The following is a 17,028-nucleotide window of genomic DNA, read 5'->3' on the forward strand; positions in this document are numbered from 1 at the left end:
CCATTTTGCCAAGAAGGAAAGGGTTCGGTGTGAACCCTCCCCCTCTCTTCGACTTCCATGAGACAACTAGCAGGATGATCGTTTCATCTCGCGTGGTACGGGTACAGGGACGACAGGACAATTTCTTGTATGACACCGAGCACTTCTGCTGTCTGCTCATGGATGAAAAAATGACCTCCGGGAAAGGAATAAAACTTGCAAGAATGACCGGAGACATGGGTCCATTCCCGGATGTACGCAGAAGTCGTCAGTGAGTCATGCAAGCCTGTCAAAATAGCGATCGGACACGTCACCTTGTTTCTTTTTATTTTGTGCCTGTATTCTTCTACCAACCGGAAGTCGTTTCGGATCACAGGTAAAAAGAGCTGTCTCATTTCTCGATCACGGGCGAGCTCTTCTGGTGTTCCCCCAAGGAGCATCAGCTCCGAAAGAAGATCATCGTCAGACAGCTGATGACGAAGCTTGTCCATGGCAGTGCCAGGTGCATTTTTTCCAGAGAAGATGGAGCATATTGGTTTTGGCAGCGCTACTTCTTCGATTCGGATGGTCAATTCGTATGCCAGCAAGGCACCCATGCTGTGTCCAAACAGCACATACGGCTCTCCATCGGCTAGCTGTTCTTGCATGAAAGGCAGCAAATCCTCCACGGCGTGATCCAAGGTTGGATAAAGGGGTTCGAGAAATCGCCTTCCTCTGCCTGCCAGCTCAACGGGAATAACTTCGATTTCTGGAGACAGATGCTTGCTCCAGGGGGAATAGACATTCGCCGATGCACCAGCATACGGCAAACAAAACATTTTCATGGTCACCTTTCCTCCCCTGCATAGGAATAGAAGCCTTTCCCCGTTTTGCGCCCGAGCAATCCCGCGTCCACCATTTTTCGCAGCAAGGGTGCCGCGCGATACTTCGGATCCTGATAGCTGTCGTACAGAACTCCGAGAGAATCAAGGACCGTATCCAATCCAATCAGATCCGCTGTTTCTAACGGTCCCATTGGATGTCCGAAGCATTCTCGAAAAATGCGGTCGACCTCCTCGGGACGAGCAATCTGATCCATGACGACAAAGACAGCTTCATTCATGAACAGATGAGAGATTCGGTTGGAAACAAAGCCGGGGTAGTCCTCCACCAGAATTGCCTCTTTGCCAAGCAGGGCCAGAAAGCGTCTGGCCTCTGCAATGGTTTCTTCCGAAGTGTAATAACCGCGTATGGCTTCCACAGTTGGTTTCAAAAATACCGGATTCATGAAGTGAATGCCGATCACTTGATCCGGTCGTTTGGTCGCGGCTGCCACTTTCGTAATGGGAATACATGACGTATTGACGGCAAAGCAAACGTTTGGCGGGCAGATTTGATCAAGCTGATGATAAACGGCCTGCTTCACTGCCCAGTTTTCCGTGACGTTTTCAATAATAAATTCACAGTCCCTTACATCCTCGAGACAGGTCGTAAACCTGATCGAATCAAGTATGGGCTGTTGTTGGATTGGGGGGAGATTTTTTTTCAGCATGCGGGAGAAGCGAATGATTTGTTGAATCTCCTTCCTCGCCTCATCCAATACTTCCTCTTCAAGATCGACAAGAACTGCATGGATGCCGTGCAATACAAGATCGGCCACAATCCCCCTGCCCATCGTCCCCGCTCCTACGACACCAATGGTATGACTCATGTTGTTCATCCTTTCTATGTTTTTTCCTGCATCGCTGGTGTTTGCGTTTGCCATGCGTCCGTCAATGCCCCAAGCGTCCCGACCATATTGTCCGGCAACGACCGCAAGAGCATGATAAAGCTGTCTGCGATCCAATTCACAGTGGCCCTGTCGACGTACAGCTCGTTGTATTTGATCGAGAGTTCTAGTCGTTCGCTTGGAATCCCGTAGACGCGCAATGGAACATTGAAATGGACTCTGTTATGTGTATCCCGAATGCTTCAAGCCTACTTCAGGCGGCAACTCAGCCAGTTCCTCTGGCTGATGTACATACACAATGGTTCGTTCATAGATGGCTTGTTGGACGACGCTTTTCGGTACTCCGCTCCACTTGGCGACTTGTTGTGGGGACATGAATCCATGCAAGGAGAAATCTGCTTGCTTGGCGTGAATCTCTTTAAACCAGTCGAGGAGAGGCTGTTCCTTAGCTAGTCGGATTCGTACCGGAAGGGTTTGGACGAATACGCCGACCATGGATTCGATGCGATCAAGCGAAATCTGTCTGCCCGACGAAAGCATTCCAATCAAGACGTCCTCGCTTTGGTCGTGCTCTCCCAGAATGACCGCCCATATGCCTTGCAGCACAGCTGGTAATGTCAGGCCGTGCTGGCGACAAAGCAGAACAAGATGTGCGAACTGTATCTCATCCAGAAATGCCCTTCGCTCGGCTTGGTGGTAATCGGCGTTCAAAACCGCTCCGCTGTCCTTGATGCCAAACGGAACTGTTCTGCTGCGGTAACCGCCGAGCTCCTCTTTCCAAAAAGCTTCCGATGTGTTCTGATCCAGAGTGCGCTGCCATTGAATGTAAGGTTTATATGGAATGACCATGGAATCCATTGCTCCCTGACCGGTTCGCAGGGAGGTGTATACAGAAAACACCTCCTTCAGGACCAGTGACCAGCTCCAGCCATCGAATAGAGAAGTCGGGTACGTCCAGACAAAGTGCCATTTCTCGTCCGCCAAGCGGATTAAGGTGAGTCGCATCAAAGGAAGGGAAGTAAAATCGAATCCTTTATTCTCCGTTTCTGCAAGAAAAGCAACCAGGCTCTCTTCCTGGCATTCAGCCGCATACGAGCGCCAATCCTGTTGATCGATGACCACGGGTGTTCGGCGATGGACGATCTGTATAGGTTCCTTTACCCCTCTCCACCGAAACGTACTCCGCAAGAGTGGGTGTTTGTCGGTAGTCCGTTGCCACGCCTGCAAAAACAGCTCCACATCCAGTTCTCCCTCTAGAACACAGCGGAAGGATTGGGTATGGTTATTCGATTTGGTTGAAAACAAGTGGTGTGAGATCATCATCATTTGTGAGGATGACAAGGGATACACGTCTTCGATCTCTTGCTGCGCAGTAGCATGAATATCATCGAGCTGCTTTTGTGTCAGTCCCGCCAAGGGGAAGTCAGATGGCGTCCATCCGCAGAGTTCCTTATTTTGAGCGGAGGAAACGAGCACCTGCAAGTTGTTTCGAAAGGATTCAGCCAATTTGCGTATCGTCGATTCCCGATGCAAGCGACTGCAGTACGTAAACATCATCTGCAGCCGTTCATGCACGATGATCCCGTTGATTTCCAGGACATAGGGCCGTTTGGATTCCGGCGCATGAAGCGGACCGGTTGATTCATCCGTGAAGGCAAAGAGATTGTCAGTCCTTCGAGGAGGATCAAATTTGCCCATATAATTAAAGCAAATTTCTACTTTCGGCAGCTTGTGATGAACTCGGGGAACGTCGGCAGATCCGAGATAGCGACGTATTCCATAATCCAGACCATGGTTCGGAAGCTGACGAAGCTGTTCTTTAACAGAACGAAGTGCTTCTCCCGGAGCGCTGTTACCAGGCAACTGCAAGCACACTGGAAAAATGGCGGTGAACCAGCCTACCGTGCGCGAAAGATCCATCTCATCAGACAGCTCATGCCGACCATGACCTTCGAGGTCTACATACACGGAGTCCGTTCCCATCCACCGGGTCATGGTTTGCAGCAAGGCAGTCAGCAGGATGTCGTTTACCTTTGTTTTTGTCGCAAAGGGCAGCTCTTCGACAATTTGTTTGGTCTCCTCTGGAGTAAAAGAGATCGTGACTGTCTCCGCCAGAGAGTGGGTGTTGATGCTGTAGTCTTGTTCGAAGTCGTACGGAATCGTTGTTCTTTCGTGCTCACGCCAGAAGTCGTGCTGCCCATTCATGGTGATCGTTTGAGCATACGCTGCCAAGTGGTTTGCCCAAGCTTGGTAAGAGGTTGTTTTGGCAGGCAAAGAAATGGCTTCTCCACGCATGAGTTGTTCACAGATCGTCTGCAAATCCTCGAGCAATATACGCCAGGATACACCGTCTACGAGGAGGTGATGAATCACAATTAGAAGATACGGCTTTTCTTCGAGCGCCGTGAAGTAGGCAAATCGAACTAGCGGTCCGTCACTCAGATGGAGACCTGCCTGCAGCTTCTCTGCTGTCCGGTAACGCTCGGCTCGCAAGGCTTCCTGACACTGGGATCGGCAGGGAACGACTTCAAAGCGATAGGAGCTCGCCAGCTCGCCTTGAGCCTGTCTCCAGCCAGTGCTTTCCAGCACAAAGCGCAAGCGTAAGGCATCATGATGCGCAACGAGATGGTAGACAGCGGTCTGAAGTATATCTGGGGTTACTGCCGGTTCTACCTGCAACATCAGCGCCTGATTGGCATGATGATAGGACAGATCGTGTTCAAAGAACCAGTGCTGGATCGGAGTGAGTGGGACTTCACCCTGAACCATCCCCTGTTCTGCCCCTCCCTTCCGGAACGCAGGCATGGCTTGACATAGGGCAGCGATCGTCTGATGCTCGAACATGAGTTTGGTAGATACATGAAGTCCTGCTCTGTTGGCACGGGAAACCACCTGGATGCTAAGGATCGAATCGCCTCCAAGCTCAAAAAAGTTGTCATGAATCCCGATCTGCTCGATCCGCAGAACGTCCTGCCATATTCCAACCAAGGTACACTCCTCTTCTGTGCGCGGGGCGGTATATCCCTTTTTCGCCTCTGCGAAAAGCGCTTGGATAGAGGGCAGCTTTGATCGATCCAACTTGCCATTTGGCAATAAAGGAAGCTGTTCGACTATGGCAAAAGCTGCAGGAATCATATATTCAGGCAGATATGACTGTGCATACTGTCTCAACTGGCTTTTGTCGATCGTCTCCCCTTTTTGGACAGTCAGATAGGCAACCAGTTTTTTATCCCCTGCCAGATCATGCAACAGGACAACGGATTCTCGGACCCCCTCAAATCGGGACAATACCGCTTCAATTTCCTCGAGCTCGATCCGAAAGCCGCGCAATTTGACCTGGTTGTCCAGCCGTCCCAAATATTCGATAACGCCATCCGGGCCATACCGGCATAGGTCTCCTGTTTTGTATAGGCGATCGCTCGGGATGGATGAGAATGGATCGGGAAGAAATCGTTCTTCCGTTAATTCGCGTTTATGAAGATAGCCTCGAGCTACCCCAATTCCGCCAATATACAACTCGCCAGCAACTCCGATCGGGACTGGCTGCATGATTGCATCGAGAATGTACAGCCGGGTGTTGGCAATGGGGCGTCCGATTGGCACGGATGCCCGGCTTCGAGTTTCCTGGCAATCCCAGGCAGTCACGTCGATCGCAGCTTCCGTGGGCCCATATAGGTTGTAGAGCTGAGCGGTGAGCCGCTGCTGAAATCTCTTTTGCAATTCGAGAGGGAGCGCTTCTCCACTGCAGATCACCCGTTTGAGACTTGTGCAAGCAGCCAGCCCGTCTTCCTCTAAAAATGCTTGCAGCATCGACGGGACAAAATGAAGTGTCGTGATGCCTTCCCGATTAATCAGATCAACAAGATAACGGCTGTCTTTGTGTCCATCGGGCTTGGCAATCACGAGTGCAGCGCCTGTCATCAGCGGCCAAAACAGCTCCCAGACTGACACGTCAAAGCTGAGAGGTGTTTTTTGCAGCACCCGGTCGTCTTCAGTGAGGGGATACTCGTCCTGCATCCAGAGCAGCCGATTGACGATGCCTCGATGGGTATTCATGACGCCTTTTGGCAGTCCGGTCGTTCCTGATGTGTAGATGACATATGCCAGGTGCTCGGCAGTGCTTCTCGGTTCAGGATTGGATACGTCAGCTATATCTTCACCTGCCTGTTCCAGCCAGGTATCCAGAAAAAGTACTTCCCGAGGTAGTGAGGTCTCAGGAAGGTGCACGGTCGATTGAGTCAACAGCACCTCGACCGCGGAATCCTGCAGCATATAGTCGATACGTTCCTGAGGATAGTCGGGATCAATCGGCACGAACGCTCCCCCTGCCTTCAGTATCCCGATCACCCCGATCATCATCTCCAGCGAGCGTTTTACCGAGATTCCTACCAGCGTATCGGGTTCTACCCCTAATCTGACCAGATGGGCAGCCAATTGATTGGCCCTGCGGTTAAGCTCCTGATAGGTCATCATGCGTCCCCCGAAGAGAACCGCGGGGTGATCAGGAGTTCGGTCTGCCTGCTCTTCCAGCCATGTCGCCAGCGTTTTCTCCAGCGGGTATGGTACATTGGTCTGGTTCCATTCAATCAGGATCTGCCGCTTTTCTTCCTCGGTCAACATATCCAGAGAGGATAGCGTTTGTTGATCGTCCTCCGCTATGCTGGACAAAATGCGCAGATAGTGGGTGGTAGCCCTTTGGATCGTGTCTTTGGCGAAAAGCTCCGTGTTGTATTCCAGATGTCCCTGAATCTGATCCCCATCCTCGATGAGCTCCAGCGTCCAGTCGAATTTCGCCGTCTGATTGTCCACCTCAAACGGATGAAGGGTCAGATCACCAAGCTCCACTTTCGGTATCGGTGCATTCTGCAGAACAAACATGACTTGAAATAAGGGGGACCGAGAAAGATCACGCTCAATCTGGAGGTTGTCGATCAGCTTTTCAAACGGCAGGCCCTGATGGCTATATGCCTGCAAGGTAGTCTCTTTCACTTGCTGAAGCAAGGTATCGAATCTCATATGTTTCTCCGGTCTGGTACGAATGACCAGGGTATTGATAAAGCAACCAATCAATGGCTCCAGCTCCGGATCAGTGCGACCCGCGACTGGCGTCCCAACCATCAAATCATTTTGTCCGGTGTATCGGAACAGCAATGTCTGAAAAGCGGCCAGCAATGTCATGAAAAGCGTAGCTCCCTGTCGTTCGCTGACCTCCTTGATTTTCTTGACAAGAGGTGCCGGAATCAGGAAGGGCTGCTTTGCGCCGGCAAGACCAGCTTTTTTGGGACGAGGATAGTCGGCAGGCAAGTCCAGGATTGGAAGCGGACCAGATAATTGCCTCCTCCAGTAGGCAAGGTCCTTTTCTATTTGCTCGCCAGAAGCGTATTCTTCCTGCCAGACGGCATAATCGGCGTACTGGAGCGAAAGCGCAGGAAGCTGGGGAGCAGATGCCGCGGCATAAGCGCGATACAACTCTGACAGTTCTTTGAGCAGCACGCCGCGGGACCAGCCATCTGCAATGAGATGATGCAGGACGAGGACCAGGATGTGCTCGGTATCGGTCAGCTTGTACAACCGAGTCTGGTAAAGAGGCCCCTTCTCAATGTCGAAAATGGCTCTTCCCTTCTCTGCTGCACAGACACGCGCTCTCTCTTCAGCTTCTTTCTTTGGGAAATGAGAGAAATCTGTGGTCTCCAGAGTGATAGCTAGATGGGGAATAATGTGCTGAACAGGCTGACTTTCTCCGAGCAGAAACACAGTCCGCAAGATTTCGTGACGATTTACGACGGTTTGCAGCCCCTGCTCCAAGGCAGAATGGTCCAGTCTGCCCGAGATTCGGATAGACAAGATGATATGATAGACTGCATTACTCTTCTCGAGATGTTCGAGAAAAAACAGCCGTTTCTGTGGGGAAGACAAGGGAATCGGCTTGTTCCTGTCTGCCCGCACAATGGGCGAAAGTCGATTTTTCGTGCGCTGATTCTGTTGTGTTTCCCGGATTTTCTTCATGATGATCGCCTGTTGCTGCGGCGATAAATTCTTGAATTTCTCGTATTGCAGTGGATTCATATTGGCGCCCTCCCGTCTCTACCGGTTTTTGATCGGGCGAAGTGCCCTGATTTGCTCGGCAGACTCTTCCAACGCTTGCAGCGCCGTCTTTTTATAGCTGAGCGCTTGAATGATATTGTTCTGCATAATGTAATAGGCTGAAGATTCCGATGTCGGAATGGAAACCCACCGGGTAAATTCCGTCGCATGCAAATACGGTGTTCGGTACTCTGGCTTCTCGCGTAACAGCTGACCGAGCAGATCCTCCCGTTCCACCGCGCTTTGACGCACCGTCATATACCCGGTATCCTTGGCAAATGCGGCATTTCCTTCTGGAGAAGTGACGAACTTGATAAATTCCCAAGCGGCTTTTTCCTTCTCAGGTGTGGATTTCATAATGAACAGTCCATTGCCACCTACGGGGATCTTCCTCGGATGAATGCTGTCGGAAGGGAATGCAACGGTTCCAACATGGAACTCTGCCTCCCTTTGCAGAGCAGCAAGCGTGGCGCTCGTATTGACGAACATCGCCAGTTTCCCATCCAAAAACTGCTGGTAAGCGACACTCTCATTTACCGGAGGCATAGACTGGTCCACCTGGATTAAATCGACTAGATGCTGTACTGCTTTTTCACCTTCCGGGCTGACAAATGCGATCTCCTTTTGATCGTCAAGCATTCGACCTCCAAACGATTCGATCATGGCCTGGACGATCCAGTTCCCAGACATGGTAAAGCTGTAGTAAATCCCGTACTGTTCTCCCTTGGTCATCGCTTTGGCTGCTTGCCTTACATCGTCAAAGGTTTTAAGCTTAGCGGGGTCGATGCTAGCAGCCTTCAGCAAGTCTTGATTGTAATAGAGAACAGGAGTGCTTGCTACAAACGGCAAACTGTAGAGGGTATCCGACTTGTCAGTGCCTAAAGAGAGCAGTTCCGGGAAAAAATCGGAGGTATCCATGTTTTCTTCCTCTATAAAGGCTTCCACAGGAACGATCGGCATGTTGTCGATCATCTCCTGGGTATAGCTGTACCCGGCTTGAACGACATGGGGAAATTGACTTCCCGTAGACAAATCTCTCAGGATTCCCTCATAATCGCCGCTCTCAGTCGCTACTGCTGTCACCCGGATATGGGGATGCTGCTGATGGAACGCGTCAATCAAGGTGTCGACAGCCGTCCCGTACGGACCTTTATGAACGTGTTGAAACGTGATTTCGACTGGCTGATTCAACGAAGCACCCTGATTTTGCCATCCGCTAGTCTGGTAGGTACCGGTCAATAGACATAACGCAGAAATCGCAGCGATCGTCGTGATTTTCATCGATACAGCTCCTTTCCTTATCAGCCCGGAACGGTTTCATTTCTTCTTTCGGCAATATAGTGGACGAGACTTCGGATGCTTTCAAAATTTTCGACCAAATCCTCGTCAGGAAAATGAATCTCGAAGCTCTCCTCAACTGCGACGATCACCTTGATACAATCCATGGAATCCATACCGAGACTGAACAAGTTTTGCGAGGAGTCAATCTCTTCGACAGGAAGCTCCAATTCCAAAATTCCAGCCAACAGCTCTCTGATCTTGCTTTCGATATCACGATACTCCATTCAAGTTACCTCCCTTTTCATTAGCTATTTTTCGAAGGCTCTGTCGCTGCGATCAGCTCTTCAAACCAGGCAGGGTCAGTTCCTTCTAGTAACGCGATCTCCAGGAGGGAAGCCACTCCTTCAATCGTGGGCTGAGCAAAAAAATCACGCAGGGCAATCTCCACGTCCCATATCGAGCGAATTCGGGAGACCAGGCTGGTCGCGATGAGTGAATCCCCTCCGATGCGGAAAAAGTCGTCCTGGATTCCGATTGACTGCCTTCCAAGAACAGACTGCCAGATTGTCAACAGTTCTGACTCGAGTTCGGTCCGCGGTGCCACAAAATCAGTCTCCTGATCCGATTGCTCCCGATCTGGAGGCGGCAGCCTTTTGCGATCGAGCTTTCCGTTGGGGGTCAGCGGCAGACGATCTAGGAAGACATATTGCCCCGGGACCATATACGATGGGAGATGAGTGTGAAGATGAAGGCGCAGATCCTTCACGTCGAGCGAATGTGCCGGCACGACATAGGCTACGAGCTGCAAGCGGTCTTCTTCTGTTTGGTCCGGGAGCACCACAGTTTCCAGAACGTCAGGATGTGCTAGTATGGCCGCTTCGATTTCTCCAGGTTCGATGCGGTACCCGCGTAGCTTGATTTGATGGTCAGCACGGCCCAAATACAGGATTGCGCCATCATGCTGGTAACAACCCAGGTCTCCAGTGCGGAAAAGCAGTGCACCTTCTTCTCCGAGGAACGGATCGGGGATGAAGCGCTCAGCAGTTAGCTCCGGTTTATTGATATACCCTTTTGTCACCATCGCACCACCAACATGGATTTCCCCTGGAACCCCGACCGGAACAGGCATACGTCGAGAGTCCAGGATATATATCCGAGTATTGGCGATCGGTTTGCCAATCAACACCGGCTGGCCGCTGCCTGTACGCGGCAACTCGTAGAATGTCACATCAGCGGATACCTCGGAGGAGCCGTACAAATTCAGCAATACCGAGTGAGGCTGAATGCGGGCAAACTGTTCCGCAAGTGACGTGGTCAATGCTTCCCCGCTTGTCGTACAAATACGCAGGGTTTCCCAGGTGCTTCCGGTGCGTTCGAGCTCGTCGAGAATGACGCGCAACAGGGATGGTACCAATACGATGCGACTTACTCGATTTTTTCGCAGATCAGCCAGCAGAGCAGACGGGTCCTTGACCGTTTCATCGTCCACTATGGCGAGAGTAACACCTTGCAGAAGCGGCCCGAAAATTTCCCAGATTGAATCCACGAAATTAAGTGAAGTCTTATGGCAGCATATCTCTCCTGCAGCAAACGGATATGTTTCCCACATCCAAAAACAACGATTGAGGGTATTGCCATGCGTCCCCACTACCCCTTTGGGCTGTCCAGTTGAGCCAGAGGTGTAGAGCAGATGGGCTGCCTGCTCGGATGTGGTTGCGTGGAGCGGATTTTCTTGCGGCATGGCTTGAATGGACGTTGCATCCCCATCGATCCGCAAGAGACGAACCTCCCGATGTGAGAGGGTCTGTGCCCATTGGTTGGTCGTGATCAGCAACTCTATTTTCGCATCGTCGAGCATATAGGAGATCCGCTCTTGTGGGTAGGCGGGATCGAGCGGGACATAGGCACCCCCCGCCTTTAGAATGGCGATCAGTGCGATAACCGTGTCAGCAGATCGACTCATATACACGCCAACGAAGCTACCCGGCCCCACTCCCTGCTTACGGAGAAGGTGTGCCAGCTGATTTGAACGTTTGTTCACCAGATCGAATGTAAAGTGACTCCCGCTTTCTGTCAGCGCGATTGCTTCCGGCATCCGGGCTGCCTGCTCCTCCCAGAGCTGGTGAATGGACTGCTTGTCCGGCCAGACGCGGGCAGTGTCATTCCACTCTATCAGGATGCGGTTCCTCTCCTCCTCTGACAGAAAATCGCTCATCCGATAGTCGGCATGCGGGTTCTCTGCCATCGACTGGAGGACTCGCAGTAACGCTTCTTCCAGCCGTTCCATGGCAGACGGATCACATCGCACGTCGTCGAACATAATCTTCATCTCAATCTCTTCCGCGTCAAATGCATCCTGCGTGAATTGCACAAAAACGGGTATATCCGTTTGTTCAAAGGTCTCAGCATGGACGATCTGCAGTCGATCGTCATCCTTCCAATTTCGGTAGATGTGAAAATGGTTGAAATTGAACAGGGTAGAATATAAAGGAGCCCCGCCATGGAGACGGCGTATTTCTGCTGCCGGGAATCTTCGGTAAGGGTGCATCTCGTGTTCCCGATCCGCAATAGCTTGCCAAAGCTCTGTCCAGGTGCCACCATCCAGATTTTTTCGGAATGGAAGGGTATTCAAAAACACGCCAAGGACCCGGTCCCCATCTTCTTCTGCCAGACGCCCGTTGGTCAAAACACCAGTCAGGACGTCCGTTTGTCCGCTCAGATGTGAGAGGACTCGCAAGTGGGCTGCCAGCAAGAGTGTTCGCAGAGGATATCCATGTTTTTTGCCTAAACGGATCAATCTGGCCGCCAGCTTTTTGGGCAGCTTTTGCCCGATGACTTGCGTGCTTCCCTCCCGGCTTTCGACGGGATTTACTCCAGGCAGCAAGGTCACGGATATCTCGTTTAATAGACGGTCCCAGTAGGCTCGTGCATCTGCAGATTCCTTCGCTTTTTGTTCGGTCGCGACGAAATCCCGGTAAACGGACTGAAGCTGTGTCTCGTTCACCACTCTTCCCTGTAGCAGACTGGAATAAGTATGAAACCACTCTGTGAGGAGACTCGCGACACTCCATCCATCCATAATCGCGTGATGAAAGCAAAGGGCAAGGACAAAATCCCGCTCTCCCAGCAAATGGACCGTCACCCGAAACAACGGTGCCTGCTCCCAGTCGAACCCCTTTTTCTTTTCTTTTTGGCTCCACTCCTCCAGCCGATTTTGCTGGTCAGCTTGTGAGAGCCCGCGTAAATCAGCCACCTCGATCGTTGCGGGTACACTACTGTAAACCACTTGCAACGGCTGTTCGAAGCGGACGAAATCAAAGGAAGTCCGAAGCACCGGATGTCGGTCCTGGAGCAGATGCAGCGCTCTCTCCAGCAAAGTTTGATCAAAATCATAGTGCAGGCGGAATTGGAAAACATCATGAAACGTGGCATCGTGCTTATTCCAGACGCTGTGGAAAAGCATGCCGGCTTGCAGGCTGGCTAACGGATAAGCGTCTACCGCATTATGCGGGAAACGGTTGCGCAGCTCGGAAGGAATTCGTTCAAAAGCGGATGTCTTGGTCACCCGTTCGGTTTGATCGGCATCCTTTGTCCCTTCGGCCATTTTTTCAGCCAAACCCGCAATGGTCTGTGACTGGAGCATCTGCTGCAAGGAAAAGAACAGCCCTTCTTTTTGCGCATACGCCTGTATGCGTATGCTTTGGATCGAGTCTCCTCCAAGCTGGTAGTAATTGTCGTGAATGCCAATCGAATCAACCTGAAGGACCTCCTGCCAGATGCGGGTCAAGCTTTTCTCCAGTTGATTGCGTGGCGATTCATAAGGAGTATCTCTCACATCCTCGTCTGGCTCGGGAAGTTGATTGCGGTTGACTTTTCCATTGGGTGAAAGCGGCAGGTCCTGAAGCACCATGATGTGTGCCGGTACCATATAGGTGGGTAACCGATCGTGCAGGTGTCTTAGGACAGCTACCCGATCAATTTCCTGTCCATCAAACGGAACGATGTAGGCAATCAACTGCTCAATTTGCCTTACTTTTTTCAGGACAACTACGGCTTCCCGCACCGTTTCCAGCTGGGTCAGGGTATGCTCGATTTCGCCCAACTCGATTCGCTGTCCTCTCAATTTCACTTGAAAGTCGTATCGTCCCAGGTATTCGATGCTGCCATCCGGAAGCCAGCGGCCTCGATCCCCGGTTCGATACAGTCTTGCATCCACCTGATCGGAAAAAGGATCTGGCAAGAATACGTCTGCCGTTCGTTCCGGGAGATTCCAGTACCCGCGCGCCACCTGAACTCCGCCAATACAAATCTCGCCCGGAACCCCGATAGGCAACGGATGCAGATAGCGATCCACGATGTAGATACGGGTATTCGCAATCGGCCGACCGATTGGGACGCTGCCTTTCTCTGGACCTGGCCGGCATGCTTGGGCTGTCACATCAATGGCTGCCTCAGTTGGACCATACAGATTATACAGCTCGGTCTGCCTAAGCTTCGTGAAAAAACGCTCCTTCAGCTCAGGAGGAAGCGCTTCTCCGCTGCAGAAAACTCTGCGCAGACTAGAGCACGATTCGACTCCTTCCGCTTCGAGAAACAGTTGCAGCATAGAGGGAACAAAGTGTATCGTCGTTACCTGCCTGTCCTGAATCAATCGAATCAAATATGCCGGGTCCTTGTGCCCGTCAGGTTGTGCGATGACCAAACTTACCCCAGCCAGCAAGGGCCAAAAGAATTCCCAGACGGAAACATCAAAGCTGTACGGGGTTTTTTGTATGACTACATCGTCAGCGCGCAGAGCATACTCGCGTTGCATCCATAGGAGCCGATTTCGCAGACCTTGTTGTGTGTTCATGACTCCTTTGGGCATACCAGTGGAGCCCGAGGTATAGATGACGTAGGCGAGTTGTTCCCCTGTTGCGTGGTCATTCAGGTTTTGGCAAGATTCTGTAGCCCATTCTGTGATTGCGCCATCGACGATAACTAGTTTCGTATTTCTCCAATCGCAGGACAGCAGCTCCTGTGTAAGCTCTTCCTGGGTCAACAGCAAGGGAGTCTGGGCATCTGACAATACGTACGCAATGCGTTCACGAGGATAGGAGGGATCGATCGGGACGTATGCTCCGCCCGCTTTGAGAACGGCGAGCAGACTGACCACCATTTCGACAGAACGATGCATACAGATACCCACCAGTACATCCGGCCCTACCCCTTGTGCTTGCAGGTAATGTGCTAGTTGGTTGGAGCGCTGGTTTACCTCTTCGTAAGTCAGCGCGTTCTCACCAAAATAAAGAGCAATTCGTGAAGGAAACAAAGCCGCTTGCCTCTCGATAAGTTGATGAACCCATCCGTCTTCTTCAAACAGAACGTTCGTATCATTCCAATCTTTGAGTATCAGTTCCTCTTCCTGTACACTCAGCAGCGGGAAATCCCCCAAGCTCGTTTGCGGCTGGGCAGCCATTTGCTCAAGGATTCGTACATAGTGTTGGATCATCCGCACAATCGTCTGCCGCTCGAACAGATCGCTTGCGTATTCCAACACTCCGGTTACACCGTCCTCGGTTTCAGTCAAGCTGAGCCACAGGTCGAATTTTGCCGTTTTCTTGTCTACGGTAAAAGTAGAGAGCTGAAGATTTTCCAACTGAACGTCCGGTGTTGGAGAGTTTTGCATGGCAAACATCACCTGGAACAGAGGGCTTCTGCTTCGGTCTCGTTGCACATTCAACTCCTCAATCAATTTTTCTAAGGGAACATCCTGATTCTGCCACGCCTCCAGCATGACTTTTTTCATCCGGTGGAACAATTCTCGAAAATCGGGCTTGTCACTTAGATCTGCTCGAATCACCAGTGTATTGGCGAAGAAGCCCATTAGCTGCTCCCACTCTGGCCGAGTACGGCCGGCAATCGGCGTGCCGATCGCAATATCTTCATCGCCAGTGTATCGATGCAACAGGACCGCAAAGGCGCTAAGCAGGACCATATATAGGGTGAGGTCGTGCTCCCTCGCTACGTCATGCAGAGCTCTGACCAGCTCCGCAGGCAATGTCAGCGAGCACGTCTCCCCTTGATACGACTGCTCTGCACGACGGGGATGGTCCGTAGGCAAGTTGAGCGGAGGGCAGTCGCGGAGCTGCTCTTTCCAGTATGCCAACTGTTGTTCCAGCACTTCCCCTTTAAGCTGTTCCTTTTGCCACATAACATAATCTTTGTATTGGAAGTGAAGCTCCAGACCAGGAATCGGCTTATCAGTCGTCAATGCAGCGTACGAATGGGATAGTTCCTGAAACAACAGGCTCATCGACCAGCCGTCAATGATGATGTGGTGAAAGGAAAAAAGCAGCAGATGCGTATGCGGCTCCACCTGGATCAGCCAGGCACGCAAAGGCACCTCTTCCGTCAATTCAAAAGGCTTCGCGGCGAGCTTTTGGCACAGGTTGCGTGCATCACTCTCCCGTTCTTCCGGGGTATTGCCTGCTGCCAGGAGAATGGGCAGGGAAAACGGAGTGTAGGGCAAAATCTTCTGAACCGGCTCCCCGTCGACCAGCGGGAACATTGTGCGAAAAGCCTCATGACGCCCAATCAATTCCTGAATGCTGTTGTCGAGGGCGTCGCGGTCGAGCTCGCCGGTGATCTGTATGCCGATCGGTTCATTGTAAAAGGGACTGTCAGGGACCAGACGCTGCATAAACCATAAGCGTTTTTGTCCAAAGGAGAGGGGAATGTTCCCCTCGAAGCTTCCCTGGGAGATTCGTTGCGTTTCACTTTGCTCTACTGCTTTCCCTTTTAAAAGCCGGTTCAACAAAGTTTGTTTTGCCGGGGATAGTGCCTCGCGACGCTGTTGAAGGTGTTCTTTACGTTCCACTCACAATTCCCTCTCTTTCGAGCCATTCGCGGCAATTCCAATCCTCATAGGCTGCTGTACACCTTTCCAAATGATGCCACCACAGCTCGGCCCGTTCGCCGTTAGACCAATGCCAGGCTGGCATGAACAAGTTTGCAGTCAGTCCGAGCCGGTAATCATCTTCACATTGCGCAAAAGAATAATCATTCACACCATGCTCGAGTAGCGTTTCATGGTAAACTTGCAGCAGGGATTTTTCATAGTAGCGGCGCTGAGTGGGGAACCACCACAAGCCGATTGTATACGCCAGCTCCATCGCCCCGATCCCCACATCGAAATACTCCCAGTCAATCAACGCAGGACGTATTCCCTCCTCCTCCTCACGAGGATAAAGAAAATTCCAAAAATGGGCATCGCCGTGAACCATGGTCACTGGTCCTTTCTCCCATCTCGGGGCGAAAAGGTATGGCCCTGCGCTCAACGCCTCCTGAAGATAGGCTTTGCGCTCCGGCAGCAGCCGGTCCCCCAGAGCAGCGAAAAAGGCATGTACCTGCTGTTCCAGTTGCTCATACTGCTTTGTCAAAAACAGACGCTGCGTCCGGTTTCCCGCCATTCTCTCTACCTTTTGCAGCAGCTCGGAGCGATTCCAGCATTCTGCATGAAAAGAAGCTAGAATTCGCACAGCCTCGATGCAATGCTTGATCGGGGGATGGATCGGTAGCTCTGGATGGCTATGAGTAAGGGACAAGTCTTCCAGAAGCAAATGTGAGATCCCTTTTTCGACATCCATATATGCGTCGTAGCAGCGAATCTTCTGTGTCTGATGCAGCATTGGTGAGAGATGGCGGTAGAACAGCAGTTCCTTTTCTCCTGTCTGTAGCTCCTGATTCCGTTTTTTGATTTTGAAAATCAAAGTTTTGGGCAATTCCCCGCGGGCATCGTCAGAATAGGTGATCTGCAAATTTGTAATGAACGTAACTGGCGTCTTGTACACCGCCTTCTTTTTGATGCTCGCCACCTGTCCTTCCGTGATTTTCTGTTCGCGAGTGAGCACTTCGGTTAGCCAGGCTGGCGTTGCAGATTCAGCATAAGACATGAGTTTAAGCATGTATTTCCTCCTCTAGCCTCCCTTCAGAAC

8 protein-coding genes are annotated in these 17,028 nt (G+C 51.5%); all 8 read right to left on the bottom strand.

Annotation, left to right across the window (positions count from 1 at the left end; genetic code table 11):
• Positions 1–83 precede the first annotated feature (83 nt).
• Positions 84–803, bottom strand: coding sequence for a thioesterase II family protein (locus T458_RS29775; RefSeq protein ID WP_023554123.1), 720 nt, complete (start codon positions 801–803; stop codon positions 84–86).
• A 2-nt stretch (positions 804–805) separates the two neighbouring features.
• Positions 806–1,669, bottom strand: a complete 864-nt coding sequence (locus T458_RS29780; RefSeq protein ID WP_023554124.1) for a 3-hydroxyacyl-CoA dehydrogenase family protein — start codon at positions 1,667–1,669, stop codon at positions 806–808.
• A 14-nt stretch (positions 1,670–1,683) separates the two neighbouring features.
• Positions 1,684–1,809, bottom strand: a complete 126-nt coding sequence (locus T458_RS57735; RefSeq protein WP_290367260.1) for a hypothetical protein — start codon at positions 1,807–1,809, stop codon at positions 1,684–1,686.
• A 100-nt stretch (positions 1,810–1,909) separates the two neighbouring features.
• Positions 1,910–7,753 carry a non-ribosomal peptide synthetase gene (locus T458_RS29790; protein WP_023554126.1) on the bottom strand — a complete coding sequence of 1,948 codons (5,844 nt, stop codon included), beginning with the start codon at positions 7,751–7,753 and terminating at the stop codon, positions 1,910–1,912.
• A gap of 18 nt (positions 7,754–7,771) precedes the next feature.
• Positions 7,772–9,052 carry an ABC transporter substrate-binding protein gene (locus tag T458_RS29795; RefSeq protein WP_023554127.1) on the bottom strand — a complete coding sequence of 427 codons (1,281 nt, stop codon included), beginning with the start codon at positions 9,050–9,052 and terminating at the stop codon, positions 7,772–7,774.
• Between the two features lie 20 nt (positions 9,053–9,072).
• Positions 9,073–9,336 (bottom strand): acyl carrier protein, encoded by a 264-nt coding sequence (locus tag T458_RS29800; RefSeq protein ID WP_023554128.1) that lies wholly within the window; start codon positions 9,334–9,336, stop codon positions 9,073–9,075.
• Between the two features lie 20 nt (positions 9,337–9,356).
• Positions 9,357–15,911, bottom strand: a complete 6,555-nt coding sequence (locus tag T458_RS29805) for a non-ribosomal peptide synthetase (RefSeq protein ID WP_023554129.1) — start codon at positions 15,909–15,911, stop codon at positions 9,357–9,359.
• The gene (locus T458_RS29810; RefSeq protein ID WP_023554130.1) at positions 15,901–16,998 is read right to left on the bottom strand and encodes an aminoglycoside phosphotransferase family protein; all 1,098 of its coding nucleotides are present in this window, start codon (positions 16,996–16,998) and stop codon (positions 15,901–15,903) included. The genes T458_RS29805 and T458_RS29810 overlap by 11 nt, the downstream gene beginning before the upstream one ends.
• Positions 16,999–17,028 lie beyond the last annotated feature (30 nt).

The organism is Brevibacillus panacihumi W25 (genome assembly GCF_000503775.1).
Taxonomy (GTDB): Bacteria; Bacillota; Bacilli; order Brevibacillales; family Brevibacillaceae; genus Brevibacillus; species Brevibacillus panacihumi_A.

Bases quoted from the DNA above. Each gene is read 5' to 3' on its own strand.
- T458_RS29790 (WP_023554126.1), bottom strand. From the start codon at position 7,753: ATGAATCCACTGCAATACGAGAAATTCAAGAATTTATCGCCGCAGCAA.
- T458_RS29810 (WP_023554130.1), bottom strand. From the start codon at position 16,998: ATGCTTAAACTCATGTCTTATGCTGAATCTGCAACGCCAGCCTGGCTA.
- T458_RS29800 (WP_023554128.1), bottom strand. From the start codon at position 9,336: ATGGAGTATCGTGATATCGAAAGCAAGATCAGAGAGCTGTTGGCTGGA.
- T458_RS29780 (WP_023554124.1), bottom strand. From the start codon at position 1,669: ATGAGTCATACCATTGGTGTCGTAGGAGCGGGGACGATGGGCAGGGGG.
- T458_RS29775 (WP_023554123.1), bottom strand. From the start codon at position 803: ATGAAAATGTTTTGTTTGCCGTATGCTGGTGCATCGGCGAATGTCTAT.
- T458_RS29795 (WP_023554127.1), bottom strand. From the start codon at position 9,052: ATGAAAATCACGACGATCGCTGCGATTTCTGCGTTATGTCTATTGACC.